18 protein-coding genes are annotated in these 13,615 nt (G+C 73.9%); 7 read left to right on the forward strand and 11 right to left on the reverse strand.

The features are described 5' to 3' along the window. Positions 1 to 3 precede the first annotated feature (3 nt). The gene (locus AB0K17_RS10780; protein ID WP_365982860.1) at positions 4 to 888 is read left to right on the forward strand and encodes a LysR family transcriptional regulator; all 885 of its coding nucleotides are present in this window, start codon (positions 4 to 6) and stop codon (positions 886 to 888) included. Positions 889 to 910: 22 nt separating this feature from the next. Here AB0K17_RS10780 and AB0K17_RS10785 read toward each other — a convergent pair whose 3' ends face one another. Continuing rightward, the gene (locus tag AB0K17_RS10785; protein WP_365982802.1) at positions 911 to 1,852 is read right to left on the reverse strand and encodes an NADP-dependent oxidoreductase; all 942 of its coding nucleotides are present in this window, start codon (positions 1,850 to 1,852) and stop codon (positions 911 to 913) included. Between the two features lie 66 nt (positions 1,853 to 1,918). On the opposite strand from AB0K17_RS10785, the gene AB0K17_RS10790 reads away from it, so the two are divergent. Both AB0K17_RS10790 and AB0K17_RS10795 read left to right on the forward strand, forming a co-directional pair. Further along, complete coding sequence (locus AB0K17_RS10790; RefSeq protein ID WP_365982803.1) at positions 1,919 to 2,359, forward strand: helix-turn-helix domain-containing protein; 441 nt, start codon at positions 1,919 to 1,921, stop codon at positions 2,357 to 2,359. 69 nt (positions 2,360 to 2,428) lie between these two features. After that, on the forward strand, positions 2,429 to 3,115 hold the full coding sequence (locus tag AB0K17_RS10795; protein WP_365982804.1) for a GPP34 family phosphoprotein: 687 nt from the start codon (positions 2,429 to 2,431) through the stop codon (positions 3,113 to 3,115). A gap of 3 nt (positions 3,116 to 3,118) precedes the next feature. Here the strand turns inward: AB0K17_RS10795 and AB0K17_RS10800 are convergent, their stop codons facing one another. The 6 genes from AB0K17_RS10800 to tsaB form a co-directional block, all read right to left on the reverse strand. Continuing rightward, the gene (locus AB0K17_RS10800; RefSeq protein WP_365982805.1) at positions 3,119 to 3,931 is read right to left on the reverse strand and encodes a PIG-L family deacetylase; all 813 of its coding nucleotides are present in this window, start codon (positions 3,929 to 3,931) and stop codon (positions 3,119 to 3,121) included. Between the two features lie 37 nt (positions 3,932 to 3,968). Further along, on the reverse strand, positions 3,969 to 4,427 hold the full coding sequence (locus tag AB0K17_RS10805) for a hypothetical protein (RefSeq protein ID WP_365965689.1): 459 nt from the start codon (positions 4,425 to 4,427) through the stop codon (positions 3,969 to 3,971). Positions 4,428 to 4,501: 74 nt separating this feature from the next. Continuing rightward, entirely contained in the window at positions 4,502 to 4,843 is a 342-nt protein-coding gene (locus AB0K17_RS10810; RefSeq protein ID WP_365982806.1) for a hypothetical protein, read from the reverse strand. A gap of 53 nt (positions 4,844 to 4,896) precedes the next feature. Then, positions 4,897 to 6,039: a tRNA (adenosine(37)-N6)-threonylcarbamoyltransferase complex transferase subunit TsaD gene (gene tsaD / locus AB0K17_RS10815; protein ID WP_365982807.1), complete on the reverse strand. Its 1,143-nt coding sequence runs from the start codon at positions 6,037 to 6,039 to the stop codon at positions 4,897 to 4,899. Then, positions 6,023 to 6,520 carry a ribosomal protein S18-alanine N-acetyltransferase gene (rimI, locus tag AB0K17_RS10820; protein ID WP_365965736.1) on the reverse strand — a complete coding sequence of 166 codons (498 nt, stop codon included), beginning with the start codon at positions 6,518 to 6,520 and terminating at the stop codon, positions 6,023 to 6,025. The genes tsaD and rimI overlap by 17 nt, the downstream gene beginning before the upstream one ends. Before the next feature lie 26 nt (positions 6,521 to 6,546). After that, positions 6,547 to 7,215, reverse strand: a complete 669-nt coding sequence (tsaB, locus tag AB0K17_RS10825) for a tRNA (adenosine(37)-N6)-threonylcarbamoyltransferase complex dimerization subunit type 1 TsaB (protein ID WP_365982808.1) — start codon at positions 7,213 to 7,215, stop codon at positions 6,547 to 6,549. A 143-nt stretch (positions 7,216 to 7,358) separates the two neighbouring features. Here tsaB and AB0K17_RS10830 point away from each other — a divergent pair, with 143 nt between their 5' ends. Continuing rightward, complete coding sequence (locus AB0K17_RS10830; protein WP_365965693.1) at positions 7,359 to 7,961, forward strand: hypothetical protein; 603 nt, start codon at positions 7,359 to 7,361, stop codon at positions 7,959 to 7,961. A gap of 16 nt (positions 7,962 to 7,977) precedes the next feature. On the opposite strand, the gene AB0K17_RS10835 is transcribed toward AB0K17_RS10830, so the two are convergent. The 4 genes from AB0K17_RS10835 to alr form a co-directional block, all read right to left on the reverse strand. Beyond that, positions 7,978 to 8,163, reverse strand: a complete 186-nt coding sequence (locus AB0K17_RS10835; protein ID WP_365965694.1) for a hypothetical protein — start codon at positions 8,161 to 8,163, stop codon at positions 7,978 to 7,980. A gap of 133 nt (positions 8,164 to 8,296) precedes the next feature. Then, complete coding sequence (tsaE, locus tag AB0K17_RS10840; protein WP_365965695.1) at positions 8,297 to 8,815, reverse strand: tRNA (adenosine(37)-N6)-threonylcarbamoyltransferase complex ATPase subunit type 1 TsaE; 519 nt, start codon at positions 8,813 to 8,815, stop codon at positions 8,297 to 8,299. 129 nt (positions 8,816 to 8,944) lie between these two features. Then, on the reverse strand, positions 8,945 to 10,174 hold the full coding sequence (locus tag AB0K17_RS10845) for an alpha/beta hydrolase (RefSeq protein WP_365982809.1): 1,230 nt from the start codon (positions 10,172 to 10,174) through the stop codon (positions 8,945 to 8,947). A gap of 1 nt (position 10,175) precedes the next feature. Beyond that, positions 10,176 to 11,387: an alanine racemase gene (gene alr, locus AB0K17_RS10850; RefSeq protein WP_365982810.1), complete on the reverse strand. Its 1,212-nt coding sequence runs from the start codon at positions 11,385 to 11,387 to the stop codon at positions 10,176 to 10,178. 83 nt (positions 11,388 to 11,470) lie between these two features. Here alr and AB0K17_RS10855 point away from each other — a divergent pair, with 83 nt between their 5' ends. The 3 genes from AB0K17_RS10855 to AB0K17_RS10865 all read left to right on the forward strand — a co-directional run bounded on the left by AB0K17_RS10855 (position 11,471) and on the right by AB0K17_RS10865 (position 13,615). Then, positions 11,471 to 12,913 carry an NAD(P)H-hydrate dehydratase gene (locus tag AB0K17_RS10855; RefSeq protein WP_365982811.1) on the forward strand — a complete coding sequence of 481 codons (1,443 nt, stop codon included), beginning with the start codon at positions 11,471 to 11,473 and terminating at the stop codon, positions 12,911 to 12,913. 70 nt (positions 12,914 to 12,983) lie between these two features. Next, positions 12,984 to 13,238 (forward strand): hypothetical protein, encoded by a 255-nt coding sequence (locus AB0K17_RS10860; protein WP_365965738.1) that lies wholly within the window; start codon positions 12,984 to 12,986, stop codon positions 13,236 to 13,238. After that, on the forward strand, positions 13,235 to 13,615 hold the full coding sequence (locus AB0K17_RS10865; RefSeq protein WP_365965698.1) for a hypothetical protein: 381 nt from the start codon (positions 13,235 to 13,237) through the stop codon (positions 13,613 to 13,615). The genes AB0K17_RS10860 and AB0K17_RS10865 overlap by 4 nt, the downstream gene beginning before the upstream one ends.

Raw genomic sequence — 13,615 nt, forward strand, 5'->3', positions numbered from 1 at the left:
AGGATGGAACTGGAAGCGTTCGTCGCGGTCGCGGAAGAGCTCCACTTCGGCCGCGCCGCCGCGCGCCTGCACCGGGGGCAGCCCACCGTAAGCGACGCCATCAGACGGCTGGAGAGCAGCCTGGGCGGGCGGCTGTTCCACCGCACGAGCCGCCGCGTGTCACTGACCGACCTCGGTGAAGCGCTGCTGCCCGACGCCCACGCCACCCTGGCCCAGCTGCGCCGCTTCCAGCAGCGCGGACGCTCGCTGGCCGCCGGCGACGGGGGTCTCACCACCCTCGTCGTCGGCCACGCCGAATACACCGGCCATCAGCTGCTGTTGCGCTGCCTGCCGCAGCTGCGCGACCGTTTTCCGGGCGTGACGATCGTGCCGGAGGCCATGCCGACCACGGCCCAGGTCACCGCCTTGCGGGCGGGGACGATCGGGCTGGGCATCGGCTGGGCGACCGGCGACGTCACCGGCGTACGCGCGCAGGTGCTGTCCACCGAGAGGTTCATGGCGCTCGTGCCCGCGGCACACCCCCTGGCCGGGCGCGCCGAGCTGAGCGCGTCCGAGCTGTCCACCACCGACCTGCTCACCTGGCCCCATCAGATCAACAGCGGTCTGTGCGACCGCCTTCTGACCGCCTTCCACATCGGCGGAGCCGATCTGCACATCATCAGAACCGCGGACAGCGTGCACGCCATCGCCGCTCATGTCGCCGCGGGAACCGGCATCGGCATCACCGTCGAATCCGCGCTCGACCACGAGCCTCCCGGCCTGCGCGTCATCCCCCTGACCGGCCCCTCGACGACCGTCGACCAGGTCGTCCTCACCCCCGCCGAGCCGTCGGACACCGCCACGGCACTGCGGGAGCTGCTGCTGGACGCCTCGGCGCTGATCCCCTGACCCCACCGCCACCGCCACCGCCTTACGGCACCAGCACCACCTTCCCCCGTACGCGCCCCGTCTCGCTCAGTTCGTGGGCCTTGGCGGCTTCGTGCAGCGGCAGGACCTCCTGGATCTCCGGGCGCAGCCCGCCCTTCCGGACGAGGTCCGCGAGGCCGCTCAGGTCGGCCGGTGTCGGTTCGAGGTAGAACTCGACGAACCGCTTCCCCTCCCGTTCGGCCTGCGCCGTCACCGCCGTACGGTCGATTCCCACGCCCACCACGTCGATGAGAATGCCGCCGGGATTCATGGTGGCGAGCGACCTGGGCCCGTAGTCGTTGCTGACGGTGTCCACGACCACGTCGATGTCGCGCACGGCGGCGGCGAAGTCCGTCACCGTGTAGTCGATGAGCTCGTCGGCGCCCAGGGACCGTACGAACGCGTGCTTCTCCTCGCGCGCCGTACCGATCACGTACGCGCCCCGCGCCTTGGCGATCTGTACGGCCAGGTGGCCGACACCGCCTGCCGCGCCGTGCACCAGCACGCGCTGTCCTGCCTGCACCTGCGCGATGTTCACGAGGGCCTGCCAGGCGGTCAGCCCGGCGATGGGCAGGGCGGCCGCCTGGACGTGGTCGACGGCGTCCGGCTTCGCGGCGAGCGACGTCTCCGGGACGACGACGTAGTCCGCGTGGCTGCCGCGGGGCGGGATCACCCACCCGTACACCTCGTCACCCATACCAAAGGCATCGGCACCGGCGCCCGTTGCCACCACTTCCCCGCTGAACTCGTGCCCCAGCACGAACGGCGGCGCGCCGAACCACTGCACATGCCCGGAACGGACCTTCCAGTCCGCCGGGTTGACGCCCGTGGCGCGTACCCGCACCAGGACCTCGCCGGGCCCGGGGCCCGGGCGCTCGGCCTCCGGGACTTCCCGTACTTCCAGAACTTCAGGACCACCAAGAGAACGCTGACTGATCACTCGCATGGCCTTGATCCTCGCGCCACTGGTATCCCTTGTACAGTAGGCACCTTTTCGAAAGGTAGGTACCCAATGGATACTGCCCCCGTGGACACCGCCCCCGTGGACACCGCCCCCGCCCCCTGGTCCGTGCCGCCCGGCGAATGCCCCTCGCGCACCGTCGTCGAGGTCCTGGCCAACAAGTGGGTGCTGTACGTGCTGGGCGAGTTGGGTGCGCTGGGCGACGGATCGGCGCCCCGTCGGTTCAACGAGCTGCAGCGCTCCATTCCGGGCATCACGCAGAAGATGCTGACGCAGACCCTGCGCACGCTGGAACGCGACGGCCTCGTCGCGCGCACGGTCTACCCGACAGTGCCCCCGCGGGTCGAGTACGCGCCCACGCCGCTGGGACGGGAGGCGGGGCAGCTGGCCGCCGTCATCGGCCACTGGGCGCGCTCCCACGTGCACCAGATCGTGGCCGCCCGTGAGGAGTTCGACGAAAAGGCCGCAGTGCCGCCCACTCCCCTGACCTGACCTGACCTGACCAGACCTGACCTCTCCTGACCTGCGACAACCCGCCGCAATGTGCCGCATCATGGACCTATGAACGCGACCCCTGACGGCTGGCCGACGCTGCCCGAAGAATTGTTGCTGCTCTCTCACCAACCCTCCACTGGCCGGAAGTTGTGCCGCGGCCGCTTCCTGCAGTACGGCGTGGCCGGCGCCGTACTGGCCGAGTTGGCACTCGCTGGGCACGTGGCCGAGGAGCGCGGGCGGGTGGTCGTCACCAACCCGCTGCCGCCCGCGGATCCGCTGCTGGCGGCCACCCTCGCCGAACTGGCCGCCCAGACCCACGGCAAGGGTCCCCAGGCGAAAGGGCCGCGGACGCGGGCCTGGGTGCGGCGGGCCGGGCGGCGGCTGGAGGGGCCGTGGCTCGACCGGCTCGTCGAGCGCGGGGCGCTGCGCCGGGAGTCGCGCCGGTTGCTGCGCCTGATCCCCTACCACTGCTTCCCCGTTGCGTCGGTCGACCGCACGACCCCGGCGCGCATACGCCTGGACGAGGCGCGTCACGCCGGTTTCCCCGACCCGCGCGCGCGGGCCCTGGGGGCCCTGCTCGCCGCGATCGACGTGCACGCCCGGCTGTACCCGGGCTGGGACGCCCGCCGTACGCGCCGGGAGCTGCGGCGGCTGACGCGGCAGGAGTGGCCGGCCGAGGCGGTGTACCGCAATGTGCGGCAGGACAAGTCCTCGGGCGCTTCCGATTCGGGCGCGAGCGCCGCAGTGAGCTGAGCGTCAGCGCCCGCCGGTGGGTCGGCGCAGGGGCTGGAAGATGCCGGAGACGACGTCCGGGGCGCAGGCCCCGGTGGCGTCGACGAACCACTCGCGCCCCAGCAGCAGCCCGAAGACCGGGGCGGGGAGGCGGATCAGGGCCCGCATCACCGGTGCGAGCCGGCCCGTTCCCCGTACCTGACTCCGGTGGGTGGCCATGGCCTGCTGCTTCTGGCGGGCGAACCTGCGGGCGTCCACCGCGTGGGTGATGGCCGTGCGCGGGCTGTAGGCGGTGTGCGGTGCGACGGCGTCGTGGCGGACGGGAAGGCGCAGGCGGTCGACGAGCTTGAGGGTCCGCACGACCAGGTCGCGCGGGATCGTCGCTTCGAGCACGCGGTCCACGCCGGCGAGGGCGGCCGCCAGCCGGCCGACCTCGTGCACCCTGACGTGGTCGCGGTGGCCGTAGCCGCCGTTGGCGTCGTAGCTCAGAAGCAGGTCGGCCCGTTCCTCGCGCAGGACGGCGGCCAGCCGCTCGGCGGCGGTGCGGGAGTCGGCGCTGACGAAGCGCTTGCGGTCGGGCGGATCGGGGTACAGCTCCTTGCCGTTGCCGCTGTCCGCGTACCCCAGGTGCACGACACGGGCCGCGCCGAGGACGGCGGCGCTCGCGCGCAGTTCTTCGAGGCGGACGGGTCCGCCGGGCCCGACGGCGTCCATGGTGCCGTCCGTGGCGACGACGATCACGACGCGGTGCCCCTCGGCGGCGGCGCGGGCCAGGGTGCCGCCGGTCATCAGGGCCTCGTCGTCGGGGTGGGCGTGGAAGGCGACAAGGGTTGCCATGCCGGCCCATCCTGGCCGACGGGGGCGGCCGCGGGGGTCAGGGCGCGTACCAGCCACCCGTACGACCGACCCAGCGCGGTACGCCGCCCACGTGCCGCCTGCGGTGCTGGATGGCCGTCTCCCAGGTCAGGAGCGGTTCGGTGGTCCCCCAGGCCTCGGCCGCCAGCGCGTTGATGCGGGCCTCCAAGGTACGCAGGTGACCCCCGATGCGCTGGATGCCCTTGTTGATGCCGCGAAGCCAGAGGACGGCGAGCAGGAGCACGCCCGCCGTCACGTACAGACCGGGGCCGTCGAAGGCGAGCGGGTTCGCCACGGCCAGGAACGCGGAGACGACCCCGGCGAACCCGATCATCTGCATGCGGGCGGCGACGCGTTGGGTTATCTCCTCGCGCAGCGCGCGGTACTCCTCGAAGAGCGCGCCGATCTCCCTCTCACGGTTGCGCACCGGGACGCCTGCGGCGACCGGCGGCGGAGTCTGCTCCCCGGCTGAACCCACGCCCGAGTACGTACCCGCCGCGCCGGTCGCTCATACGGCCGCCCCGTCCCCCGGCCGCGGCTCCTGCGAGACGGTCACAGACCGTCGTGGGCGTCGTCGAGCATGCGCCCGAGCTCGGCTGCGGCCTCGCGGACCTGTGCCTCGTCCTCCGAGGCCGCCACCAGGTCCTCGAGTTCCCGGAACCGCGCCGCGATGTGCGGGTGACGCTGGACGTGGACGTAGGCCGCCCACGAGGCGATGAACTTCCGCAGTGGGCCCGGGTCCGACGCCTGGCACGCCTCGTCGGCCGCCGCGTCCGCTTCCCTGGTGAAGGCGGGCAGGGCGGCCGGGGCGACCCTCGCGACGGTCTGGCGCAGTGCGGCAACGGTAGCCGGAGGCTGCGGGATCAGCGGGTGCTCGGGGACACCGGCGGTCATGTGTTCTCCCACGGTGGGGCTGGTGGGTCGCCGGACGAGTCCTGACCGGCCCCTTACGAGTACAGGTTGTCCTTGCTCAGCTCGTGGAAGTGGTCGTGGTCATGGCCGTGACCGTGCCCATGCCCGTGCTCGTGGTCGGTGTCCTCGCCCGGGACGTGGGTGTGGGTCACCGGCAGCGAGGAGTCCGCCGACAGGTCCCACGACGACGCCGCCCGGCCCCGTGCCACCATCTCCGCGCCCAGGGCCGCCACCATGGCGCCGTTGTCGGTGCACAGCTTGGGGCGCGGGACGCGCAGCGTGATGCCGGCGTCCTCGCAGCGGCGTTCGGCCATGGCGCGCAGGCGGGTGTTGGCGGCGACGCCGCCGCCGATCATGAGGTGGTCGACGCCGTGGTCCTTGCAGGCGCGGACGGCCTTGCGGGTGAGGACGTCGACGACCGCCTCCTGGAAGGAGGCCGCCACGTCCGCCACGGGGACGTTCTCGCCGGCCGCGCGCTTGGCCTCGATCCAGCGGGCCACGGCGGTCTTCAGGCCGGAGAAGGAGAAGTCGTAGACCGGGTCGCGCGGGCCGGTCAGGCCGCGCGGGAAGCGGATCGCGTCGGGGTCGCCCTCGCGCGCGTAGCGGTCGATGACCGGGCCGCCGGGGAAGCCGAGGTTCAGCACGCGCGCGATCTTGTCGAAGGCCTCGCCCGCCGCGTCGTCGATGGTGGAGCCGAGGGGGCGGACGTCGGAGGTGATGTCCGGGGCGAGCAGGAGGGAGGAGTGGCCGCCGCTGACCAGCAGCGCCATGGTCGGCTCGGGCAGGGCGCCGTGTTCGAGCTGGTCGACGCAGATGTGGGAGGCGAGGTGGTTCACGCCGTACAGCGGCTTGCCGAGGGCGTACGCGTACGCCTTGGCGGCCGAGACGCCCACCAGGAGGGCGCCGGCGAGGCCGGGGCCGGCGGTGACGGCGATGCCGTCGAGGTCCTTGGCGGTGACGCCGGCCTCCTCCAGCGCACGCTGGATGGTCGGCACCATGGCCTCCAGGTGCGCGCGACTGGCGACCTCGGGCACGACGCCGCCGAAGCGCGCGTGCTCGTCGACGCTGGAGGCGACGGCGTCGGCCAGCAGCGTGTGGCCGCGGACGATGCCGACACCGGTCTCGTCGCAGGAGGTTTCGATGCCGAGGACGAGGGGTTCGTCAGTCCTGCGAGCCATGGGTCATTCCTTGGACAGCGTTGATCGGATCGGACAGGCGCATGACGAGCGCGTCGACGTTGCCGGGCTGGTAGTAGCCGCGGCGCACGCCCACCGGCTCGAAGCCGAAGCGCTCGTAGAGGCGCTGGGCACGGGTGTTGTCCACGCGCACTTCGAGCAGCACCTCGCGGCAGTCGAAGGCGGTGGCCGTGGTGAGCAGTTCGCTCAGCAGGCGGGCGCCGAGGCCGGTGCTCCAGTGCTCCCGGTCCACGGCGATGGTCTGCACGTCGCCGGTGCGGTCGACGGCAGCGAGGCCGGCGTAGCCGACGATGCGGGCGGCGCCGGTGGTCCCGTCGGTGGTCTCGGCCACGACGTAGCGGCGGTTGGCATGGGCACCGCGCGCGTGGGCCAGCTCCGACCAGAACAGGCCCTTGGACCAGGCGTCGTCCGGGAAGAGCGCACGCTCCAGTTCCAGCACCGGGGCGATGTCCCACCAGCGCATGTCGCGGACGCGCACTGCGGTGCCGGTCACTGCGGCGTGACCACCTTGTAGTTGGCGGGCACCTGGGCGTCGGGGCGGCGCAGGTACAGCGGCCGGTCCGGCAGGAACTCGCCGCCCGTGCGGAGCTTCTCCGCCGCCAGCGCCGCCAGCGCCCCCGCGCTCTGGTGCTGCGGCAGCTGCTCGCGCACGTCGCCGAAGGCGTCCGCGTACAGCACGGCGCCCGCGCCGATCGCCGGCAGGGCCGTCACGTCGGCGGGCAGCTCGGCGGGACGGTCCACGGCGGGCTCGGTGACGCGCGTACGGGCGTCGGCGTAGCGCGCCCAGTACACCTCCTTGCGGCGGGCGTCCGTCGCCACGACGAATTCGCCCTCCATCCCGGCCTGCCCCGCCGCGTACGCGATGCCGTCCAGCGTGCACAGGCCGTGGACGGGCACGGACAGCGCGGCCGCGAACGTCGCGGCCGTCACGATGCCCACCCGCAGGCCGGTGTACGGGCCCGGGCCGACGCCCACGACGATGCCGGTCACGGCGTCCAGCGCGGTACCCGCCTCGCCGAGCACCCGGTGCACGGCGGGCAGCAGCAGCTCCCCGTGCCGGCGGGCGTCGATCTGGGTCGACTCGGCGACGACGGACTCCCCGTCGTGCAGGGCGACCGTGACGGCGGGGGTGGCGGTATCAAGAGCGAGCAACAGCACGTGACAAGCGTACGGCGCGCCGTGGGAGCTGTGTGGTGCGGGCGCCGGGACAACGGCGCGGCAGGCGTGTGCGGCACCTGGTGCTACGGTCAGCCGCATAGCCGTACGACGCATCGGGTAAGTCGGTAAGGAGTGTGCGCAGCGTGGCACGCAGCAGCTCGGGGGTCATCGTGGCCGCGCTCACCGCGGCGGCCCTCGCCGGGGTCGGCTTCCTGGCGTACCAGGCGGAGGCCGCGCCCGACCGCCCCGCCGCCGCCCACGCAGCGGGCCAGGGCTCCGGCAAGGGCGCCAAGGGCGACGGTTCCGGTGCCGATGCGGGCAAGGGCGGGGACGCGGCCGGCCAGGGGCAGGCCCCGGCGCCCGACGCGGTGCCGGAGGGCTCCGGGACGGGGCTGCGCGTCGTCTATGCGCTCGCGCAGAAGCGCGTGTGGCTGGTGGGCCAGGACGGCAAGGCCACCCGCACCTTCGAGGTCGCACCGAGCACGGTGAGCCCGCCGCCGGGCACGTACGCGGTCACCTCGCGCACCCCGACCGTCACCGGCTCCGACGGCACGCCCGTCGAGCACGTGGTGATCTTCCACAAGGACCCGACCGGGATCGTCTTCGGCTTCAGCGCGGCCGTGGACGGCTCCTCGCCGAACCCGGCGTCGGCGAAGAAGACCGGCGCGATCCGCGAGAAGCCGGCCGACGGGCGGTCGATGTGGGAGTTCGCGGTGACGAACACGAAGGTGGTCGTGATCCCGTAGCGGTCACCCGTTCGGGCTAAGCCGCGTCGCGCTGCTCCTGCGGCCCGTCGGTGCGGGTTTCGTCCGGTTCCGGCGCGCGCGGTGGCGTGGAGACCGCGTCCGCGGCGGCGCAGGAGGCCAGCAGGTCGTGCATCGACGGGGTCCGTTCCGGATCGCGCGGCACGGCGGCAACGGCGGGGGCAGCGGGCTCGTGGGCCGACATGGTGCCTCCTGGGGAGCAGAGCGCGGGCACGCAGGCGTAGGTTAGGTAGACCTAACCAAGCCTCCGTACTCCATGTGACCACGCGCGGCACCACGCGCGCAACATTTTGCCGACGGCCTGTCGGAACCCGGTCTCAGACCAGGGTGGTGAAGTCGGCGTCCGCCCAGCGCGCACCGATGCCCGTGACCGTGACCGTACGCACGTCGTCGGCCTCGTCGCCCGCGTCCAGGGCGGGGGCGTCCGCGCCCACCGCACGCTCGATCACCACGCGCAGCCGGTCCTCCGAGAGGTCCTCCACCTTGCCGTCGCCCCACTCGACGACCACGACGGACTCGGGGAGGGAGACGTCGAGGTCCAGGTCCTCCATCTCGTCCAGGCCGCCGGAGAGTCGGTAGGCGTCGACGTGCACCAGCGCCGGACCGCCCACCAGGGACGGGTGGACGCGGGCGATGACGAACGTGGGCGACGTCACGGCCCCCCGCACTCCGAGGCCCTCGCCGAGACCGCGCGTCAGCGTCGTCTTCCCGGCACCGAGCTCGCCGGAGAGCAGGACGAGGTCACCGGGGCGCAGGCATGCGGCGAGGCGGCGGCCCAGGTCGCGCATGGCGTCCGCGGACTTGATCGTCAGCTGGGTGGGTACAGCGGTGTTCATACCCGCCGATGGTACGGGGTGAGTCCCGGGCAGGCGGATCCCGCCGGTTCGTGCCCACCGGGCAGCAAGCACCCCGCCGCGTCAGCACCCCGCCGCGTCAGCACCCCGCCGCGTCAGCACCCCGCCGCGTCAGCGCCCCGTCCGGCGTGCCGCCGGGCGGCGCGCGGCCGCCGCCGCCGTCGCCGACTCCAGCAGTGCGGCCAAGTGCGTCCGCACCAGCTCCGGCCGTTCCAGCATCACCAGGTGCCCCGCCCCGGGGACGACGACCAGGTCCGCCGCATCCGGCAGGGCCTCCGCGATCGTCTCGCTGTGCGAGGCCGGCGTGATCAGGTCCTTCTCGCCGGCCAGCACCAGCACCGGGACGTCCTCGAACGCCGCCAGCGCCGCCAGTTTGTCGTGTTCGCCGAAGGCCGGGTAGAAGGCGGCGACCACGTCGACGGGCGTGGCCTCGATGAGGCGTTCGCAGAAGCGGGCGACCGCCGGGTCGACGTCCTTGGGGGAGCCGAAGGAGTAGCGGCGGATGATGCCGGCGAGCAGGTCGGCCGTGGCCCGGCGGCCCTTCTCGACGAGTTCCGTCTGTACGGACATCAGCTTGAACGCCCCCGGCAGGACCGTGCGCCGCAGGACGTTCATGCCGGTCGCCGGCAGCCCGTAGGTGACGTCGGAGAGCCGGCCCGAGGACGTGCCGACGAAGGCCGCGCCGACGACACGCTCGGCGATCAGCTCCGGGTACTGGGCGGCCAGCGCCATCGTCGTCATGCCGCCCATGGAGTGGCCGACGAGGACCAGCGGTCCCTCGGGGGCGGCGGCGTCGACGACGGCCTTCAGGTCGCGGCCGAGCAGGTCGATGCTGACGGGGGTGGCGGCCGGGGCACGCCCGGAGCGGCCGTGGCTGCGCTGGTCCCAGAAGACGGCGCGCACGCCGGCCTCGCGCAGGGCGGCGCGCTGGAAGTGCCAGGAGTCCTGGCCGAGGCAGTAGCCGTGGCTGAAGACGACGGTGAGGGGCGGTGCGGCCGGCCGGCGGCCGAGGAACCCGGCGACGCCGCCGCGTGCCGCGGGGGCCGCGGCCGGCTCGTCGACCTCGTAGTACAGCGGGGTGCCGTCCTCGGCCACCGCCGTGCCGGGGCGGCCGCGCAGGGTGCCGTACGGGCCGGTGGAGTCGAGGGCGAGGCGCGCCTTGCGGCGCATGCCGCGGCCGACGGTCAGGCGTTCGACGGCCACGCCGACCGCGGCTCCCGCGGCCAGCACCCCGACCGCCGTGCCCGCCACACCGGCTCCGCGTCGCCACGCGGCGGCGCCGATGCCGGCGACGCCAGCCTTCATCGCCCCGGTTGTGCTGCCGTCGCCGCCGTCGCTCATGTCAGGCCCCCGTGTCGTCCGCGATCACGTCCGTGTGCGTACCGGTGTCCGTACCCGTGTCCGGATCCGTCTCCCCGAGATAGACGCGGGGTACGCGTGCGGAGATGCGGGTGACGACTTCATAGGCGATGGTTCCGGTCGCCCGGGCCCAGTCCTCGGCGGTCGGTTCTCCCCGGTCACCGGGGCCGAAAAGCACCGCTTCGTCCCCTGGTGCGGCGCTGTCGCCGCCCAGATCGACGACGAACTGGTCCATGGCCACGCGCCCCGCGACCGTGCGCCACTTGCCTCCCACCAGCACCGGACCGGTGCCGGAGCCCGCGCGCGGGATGCCATCCGCATATCCGACCGGAACCAGCGCCAGCGTCGTCTCGCCCGGCGTGGTGTACGTCAGCCCGTACGACACCCCGTGCCCGCCCGGGACCCGCTTGACCGAGGCGAGGGACGCCGACAGCGTCATGATCGGCCGCAGGCCCAGCTCCTCGGGGCTGCCCACCTCCGGGCTCGGCGAGATCCCGTACATGGCCACGCCGGTACGGACGAGGTCGAAGTGCGCCTCGGGGAGCGTGAGGGTGGCCGGCGAGTTCGCGATGTGCCGCACCTCCGGGTCCAGGCCCTGGGCGCGCGCGTAGGCGACCGCGTCCGTGAAGACGCGCAGCTGCGCCCCGATGGAGGGGTGGCCCGGCTCGTCGGCGCACGCGAAGTGCGACCAGATGCCGGTGACCTTCACCAGACCCGCGTCCTCGGCGGCACGCGCCGCCGCAACCAGGGCCTCCCAGTCGCCGGGCTGGCAGCCGTTCCGCCCCAGACCCGTGTCGATCTTGAGCTGGACGCGGGCGGTCAGCCCGGTGCCGCCGATCGCCGCCGTCAGCTCCTCCAGCGCCCACAGGCCGCTGACCGAGACGTCGATGTCCGCCTCGACGGCCTCGCGCCACGGATCGCCCGGCGTCCACAGCCAGCACATCAGCCGGCCGGCATCGCCGGCCGCGCGCAGCGCCAGCGCCTCGTGCGGCGTGGCCGTTCCCACCCACCGGGCACCGGCCTGCCGGGCGGCACGCGCGCACGGCACGGCGCCGTGCCCGTACGCGTTCGCCTTCACGACGGCCATCAGCTGCGCGCGGGGGGCGCGGTCACGCAGGGCACGGACGTTCGCCCGCAGGGCGGCCAGGTCGACCACTGCCCGGGCACGCATCGGAGCCTTCGGTGTCTCACTCATCGCAGCCAGTCTCTCAGGCTGCTTCCGCTTGGTCCCACCCCTGGGTGGTGTCGCCGAGGGGGCCCGAGGGGAGGCTGTGCCCCATGAGGACTGGCTACAGCGTCGAGACCGTACGGGCCGCCGAGCGCGCACTCATGGCCGAGCTGCCCGAGGGCGCCCTGATGCAACGCGCCGCCGCGGGGCTCGCCGCGGCCTGCGCGGACCTCCTCGGCCGGGTGTACGGCGCCCGCGTCGCGCTCCTCGTCGGCAGCGGCGACAACGGCGGCGACGCGCTGTACGCCGGGGCCCGGCTGGCCCGGCGCGGCGCGGGCGTCACCGCGGTACTCCTGGCCCCCGACCGGGCCCACGCCGGCGGCCTGCGCGCCCTGCGCGCGGCCGGCGGACGAGCCGTGACCGCCGGTACGGCAGAGGGCGTACGGGCCGTCGGGCGCGCCGACCTCGTGGTCGACGGCATCGTCGGCATCGGCGGCAAGGGCGGCCTGCGGCCGGAGGCCCAGGAGCTCGTCCGCGCCGCCGAAGGCGCCCTCGTCGTCGCCGTCGACCTGCCCAGCGGCGTCGACGCCGACACCGGAGAAGTACGGGGCGCCGCCGTGCGGGCTGATGCGACCGTGACCTTCGGCGCGTACAAGCCCGGGCTGCTGGTCGACCCCGCACGCGAGCACGCCGGGGCCCTGCGGCTCGTCGACATCGGCCTGCGGCCGTGGCTGCCCGCCGAACCCGACATCGAAGCACTCCAGCACGCGGACGTGGCCCACCTGCTGCCGCGGCCCGCGGCGGAGAGCGACAAATACCGGCGCGGCGTCGTCGGCATCGTGGCCGGCTCCGCCCGCTACCCGGGCGCCGCCGTCCTCGCCGTCGCCGGCGCCCTCGCCGGCGGCGCAGGCGCCGTGCGCTACGCCGGGCCCGCGGCCGACGCGGTCATCGCCCGCTTCCCCGAGACGCTCGTGACGACCGGCCCGCCGTCCAAGGCCGGACGGGTCCAGGCCTGGGTCGTCGGCCCCGGCCTCGGCGACGGCGCGGAGGCGGAGCGGGCGCTGGCGGACGTCCTGGAATCCGACGTCCCCGCCCTCGTCGACGCGGACGGCCTCCGCCTCCTCGACCCCGCAACGGTGCGCTCCCGCACGGCCGAAACCGTCCTGACCCCGCACGCCGGCGAGGCGGCGGCCCTGCTCGGCCTCACGCGCGAGGAAGTCGAATCGGCCCGCGTCGAGGCGGCAGGCGCCCTGGCCGACCGCTTCGGGGTGACGGCCCTGCTCAAGGGCTCGACGACGCTGGTGGCGACCCCCGGCACACCGCTGCGGGTCAACCCGACGGGCACCCCCTGGCTGGCCACGGCGGGCAGCGGCGACGTCCTGTCGGGCCTGACGGGATCGCTGCTGGCCGCGGGCCTCCCCGGCCGCGACGCGGCGTCGGTGGGCGCGTACCTGCACGGTTTGGCGGCGCGCAGGCTGGGGGCGGCGCCGATCACGTCCGTGGCGGTGGCGGAGCGGCTGCGGGAGGTGTGGCGGGACGTCTCGAACGGGTGAATACTCGCAAGAAGCAGTACGGGTACGGGTACGTACCCGTACGGTCGTCGGCATGGAAAAGGAGATGACCGTGGCCGATGCGAACATTCGCATTCCCGCGGAAGCACGGGACCGACTGGCCCAGATCGCCGCAGCGGAGGGCATGTCGCTGCGCGCCTACCTCTCACACCTGGCCGACAGCCTGCTGACGCCGGCCGAGCGGGCCGAACAGGCCGAGCGCGCCCGACAGTTGCTCCGCGAGTGGAACGGGTACGACCCGACCCCGGAGGAAAAGGCGCAGATCGACGCCGAGATCGACCGACGCCTTGAGGCGGCGGCTCGATGAGCGACCATATGCACGTGGTCCTGGACGACACGGCCATGGTTGCCGCGGGCCGCGGCAACGTCATGGCCTCCGGGCTCCTCCACCGCGCGCACGAGGAAGCGACCTGGCACGTCTACGCTCCGGCGTGCGCGCTGGTCGAGGCCGACCGGGCCCGGCCGGGAACAGCGGAGCACATCGCCGCTCTCCCCGGGGTGGTGATCCTCGATCTGGACCTGCCGGCGGCGTTGGCTGTTGCGCGAGGTGACACGTGGGCGGCAGCCCACGCCCAGTACGCCGCCGAGCCGACCGCCGAGCGCCCCAACGGTGCCTTCGTCGCCACGGCCGAGCCCGGCCGGTGGGCGGGGCAAGCGGTGCGGGTGCTGGACGTGAATCCGTAG

Source organism: Streptomyces sp. NPDC049585, assembly GCF_040675615.1.
Taxonomy (GTDB): Bacteria; Actinomycetota; Actinomycetes; order Streptomycetales; family Streptomycetaceae; genus Streptomyces; species Streptomyces luteosporeus.

Coding starts and splice junctions, on each gene's coding strand:
- AB0K17_RS10800 (WP_365982805.1), bottom strand. CDS start 3,931: ATGGCAACCCTTGTCGCCTTCCACGCCCACCCCGACGACGAGGCCCTG.
- AB0K17_RS10835 (WP_365965694.1), bottom strand. CDS start 8,163: ATGTCGGCCCACGAGCCCGCTGCCCCCGCCGTTGCCGCCGTGCCGCGC.
- rimI (WP_365965736.1), bottom strand. CDS start 6,520: ATGCGCTGGTGGGACATCGCCCCGGTGCTGGAACTGGAGCGTGCGCTC.
- AB0K17_RS10790 (WP_365982803.1), top strand. CDS start 1,919: ATGGATACTGCCCCCGTGGACACCGCCCCCGTGGACACCGCCCCCGCC.
- alr (WP_365982810.1), bottom strand. CDS start 11,387: ATGAGTGAGACACCGAAGGCTCCGATGCGTGCCCGGGCAGTGGTCGAC.
- AB0K17_RS10785 (WP_365982802.1), bottom strand. CDS start 1,852: ATGCGAGTGATCAGTCAGCGTTCTCTTGGTGGTCCTGAAGTTCTGGAA.
- AB0K17_RS10845 (WP_365982809.1), bottom strand. CDS start 10,174: ATGAGCGACGGCGGCGACGGCAGCACAACCGGGGCGATGAAGGCTGGC.
- AB0K17_RS10865 (WP_365965698.1), top strand. CDS start 13,235: ATGAGCGACCATATGCACGTGGTCCTGGACGACACGGCCATGGTTGCC.
- AB0K17_RS10810 (WP_365982806.1), bottom strand. CDS start 4,843: ATGACCGCCGGTGTCCCCGAGCACCCGCTGATCCCGCAGCCTCCGGCT.
- AB0K17_RS10780 (WP_365982860.1), top strand. CDS start 4: ATGGAACTGGAAGCGTTCGTCGCGGTCGCGGAAGAGCTCCACTTCGGC.
- tsaD (WP_365982807.1), bottom strand. CDS start 6,039: ATGGCTCGCAGGACTGACGAACCCCTCGTCCTCGGCATCGAAACCTCC.
- AB0K17_RS10795 (WP_365982804.1), top strand. CDS start 2,429: ATGAACGCGACCCCTGACGGCTGGCCGACGCTGCCCGAAGAATTGTTG.
- tsaE (WP_365965695.1), bottom strand. CDS start 8,815: ATGAACACCGCTGTACCCACCCAGCTGACGATCAAGTCCGCGGACGCC.
- AB0K17_RS10855 (WP_365982811.1), top strand. CDS start 11,471: ATGAGGACTGGCTACAGCGTCGAGACCGTACGGGCCGCCGAGCGCGCA.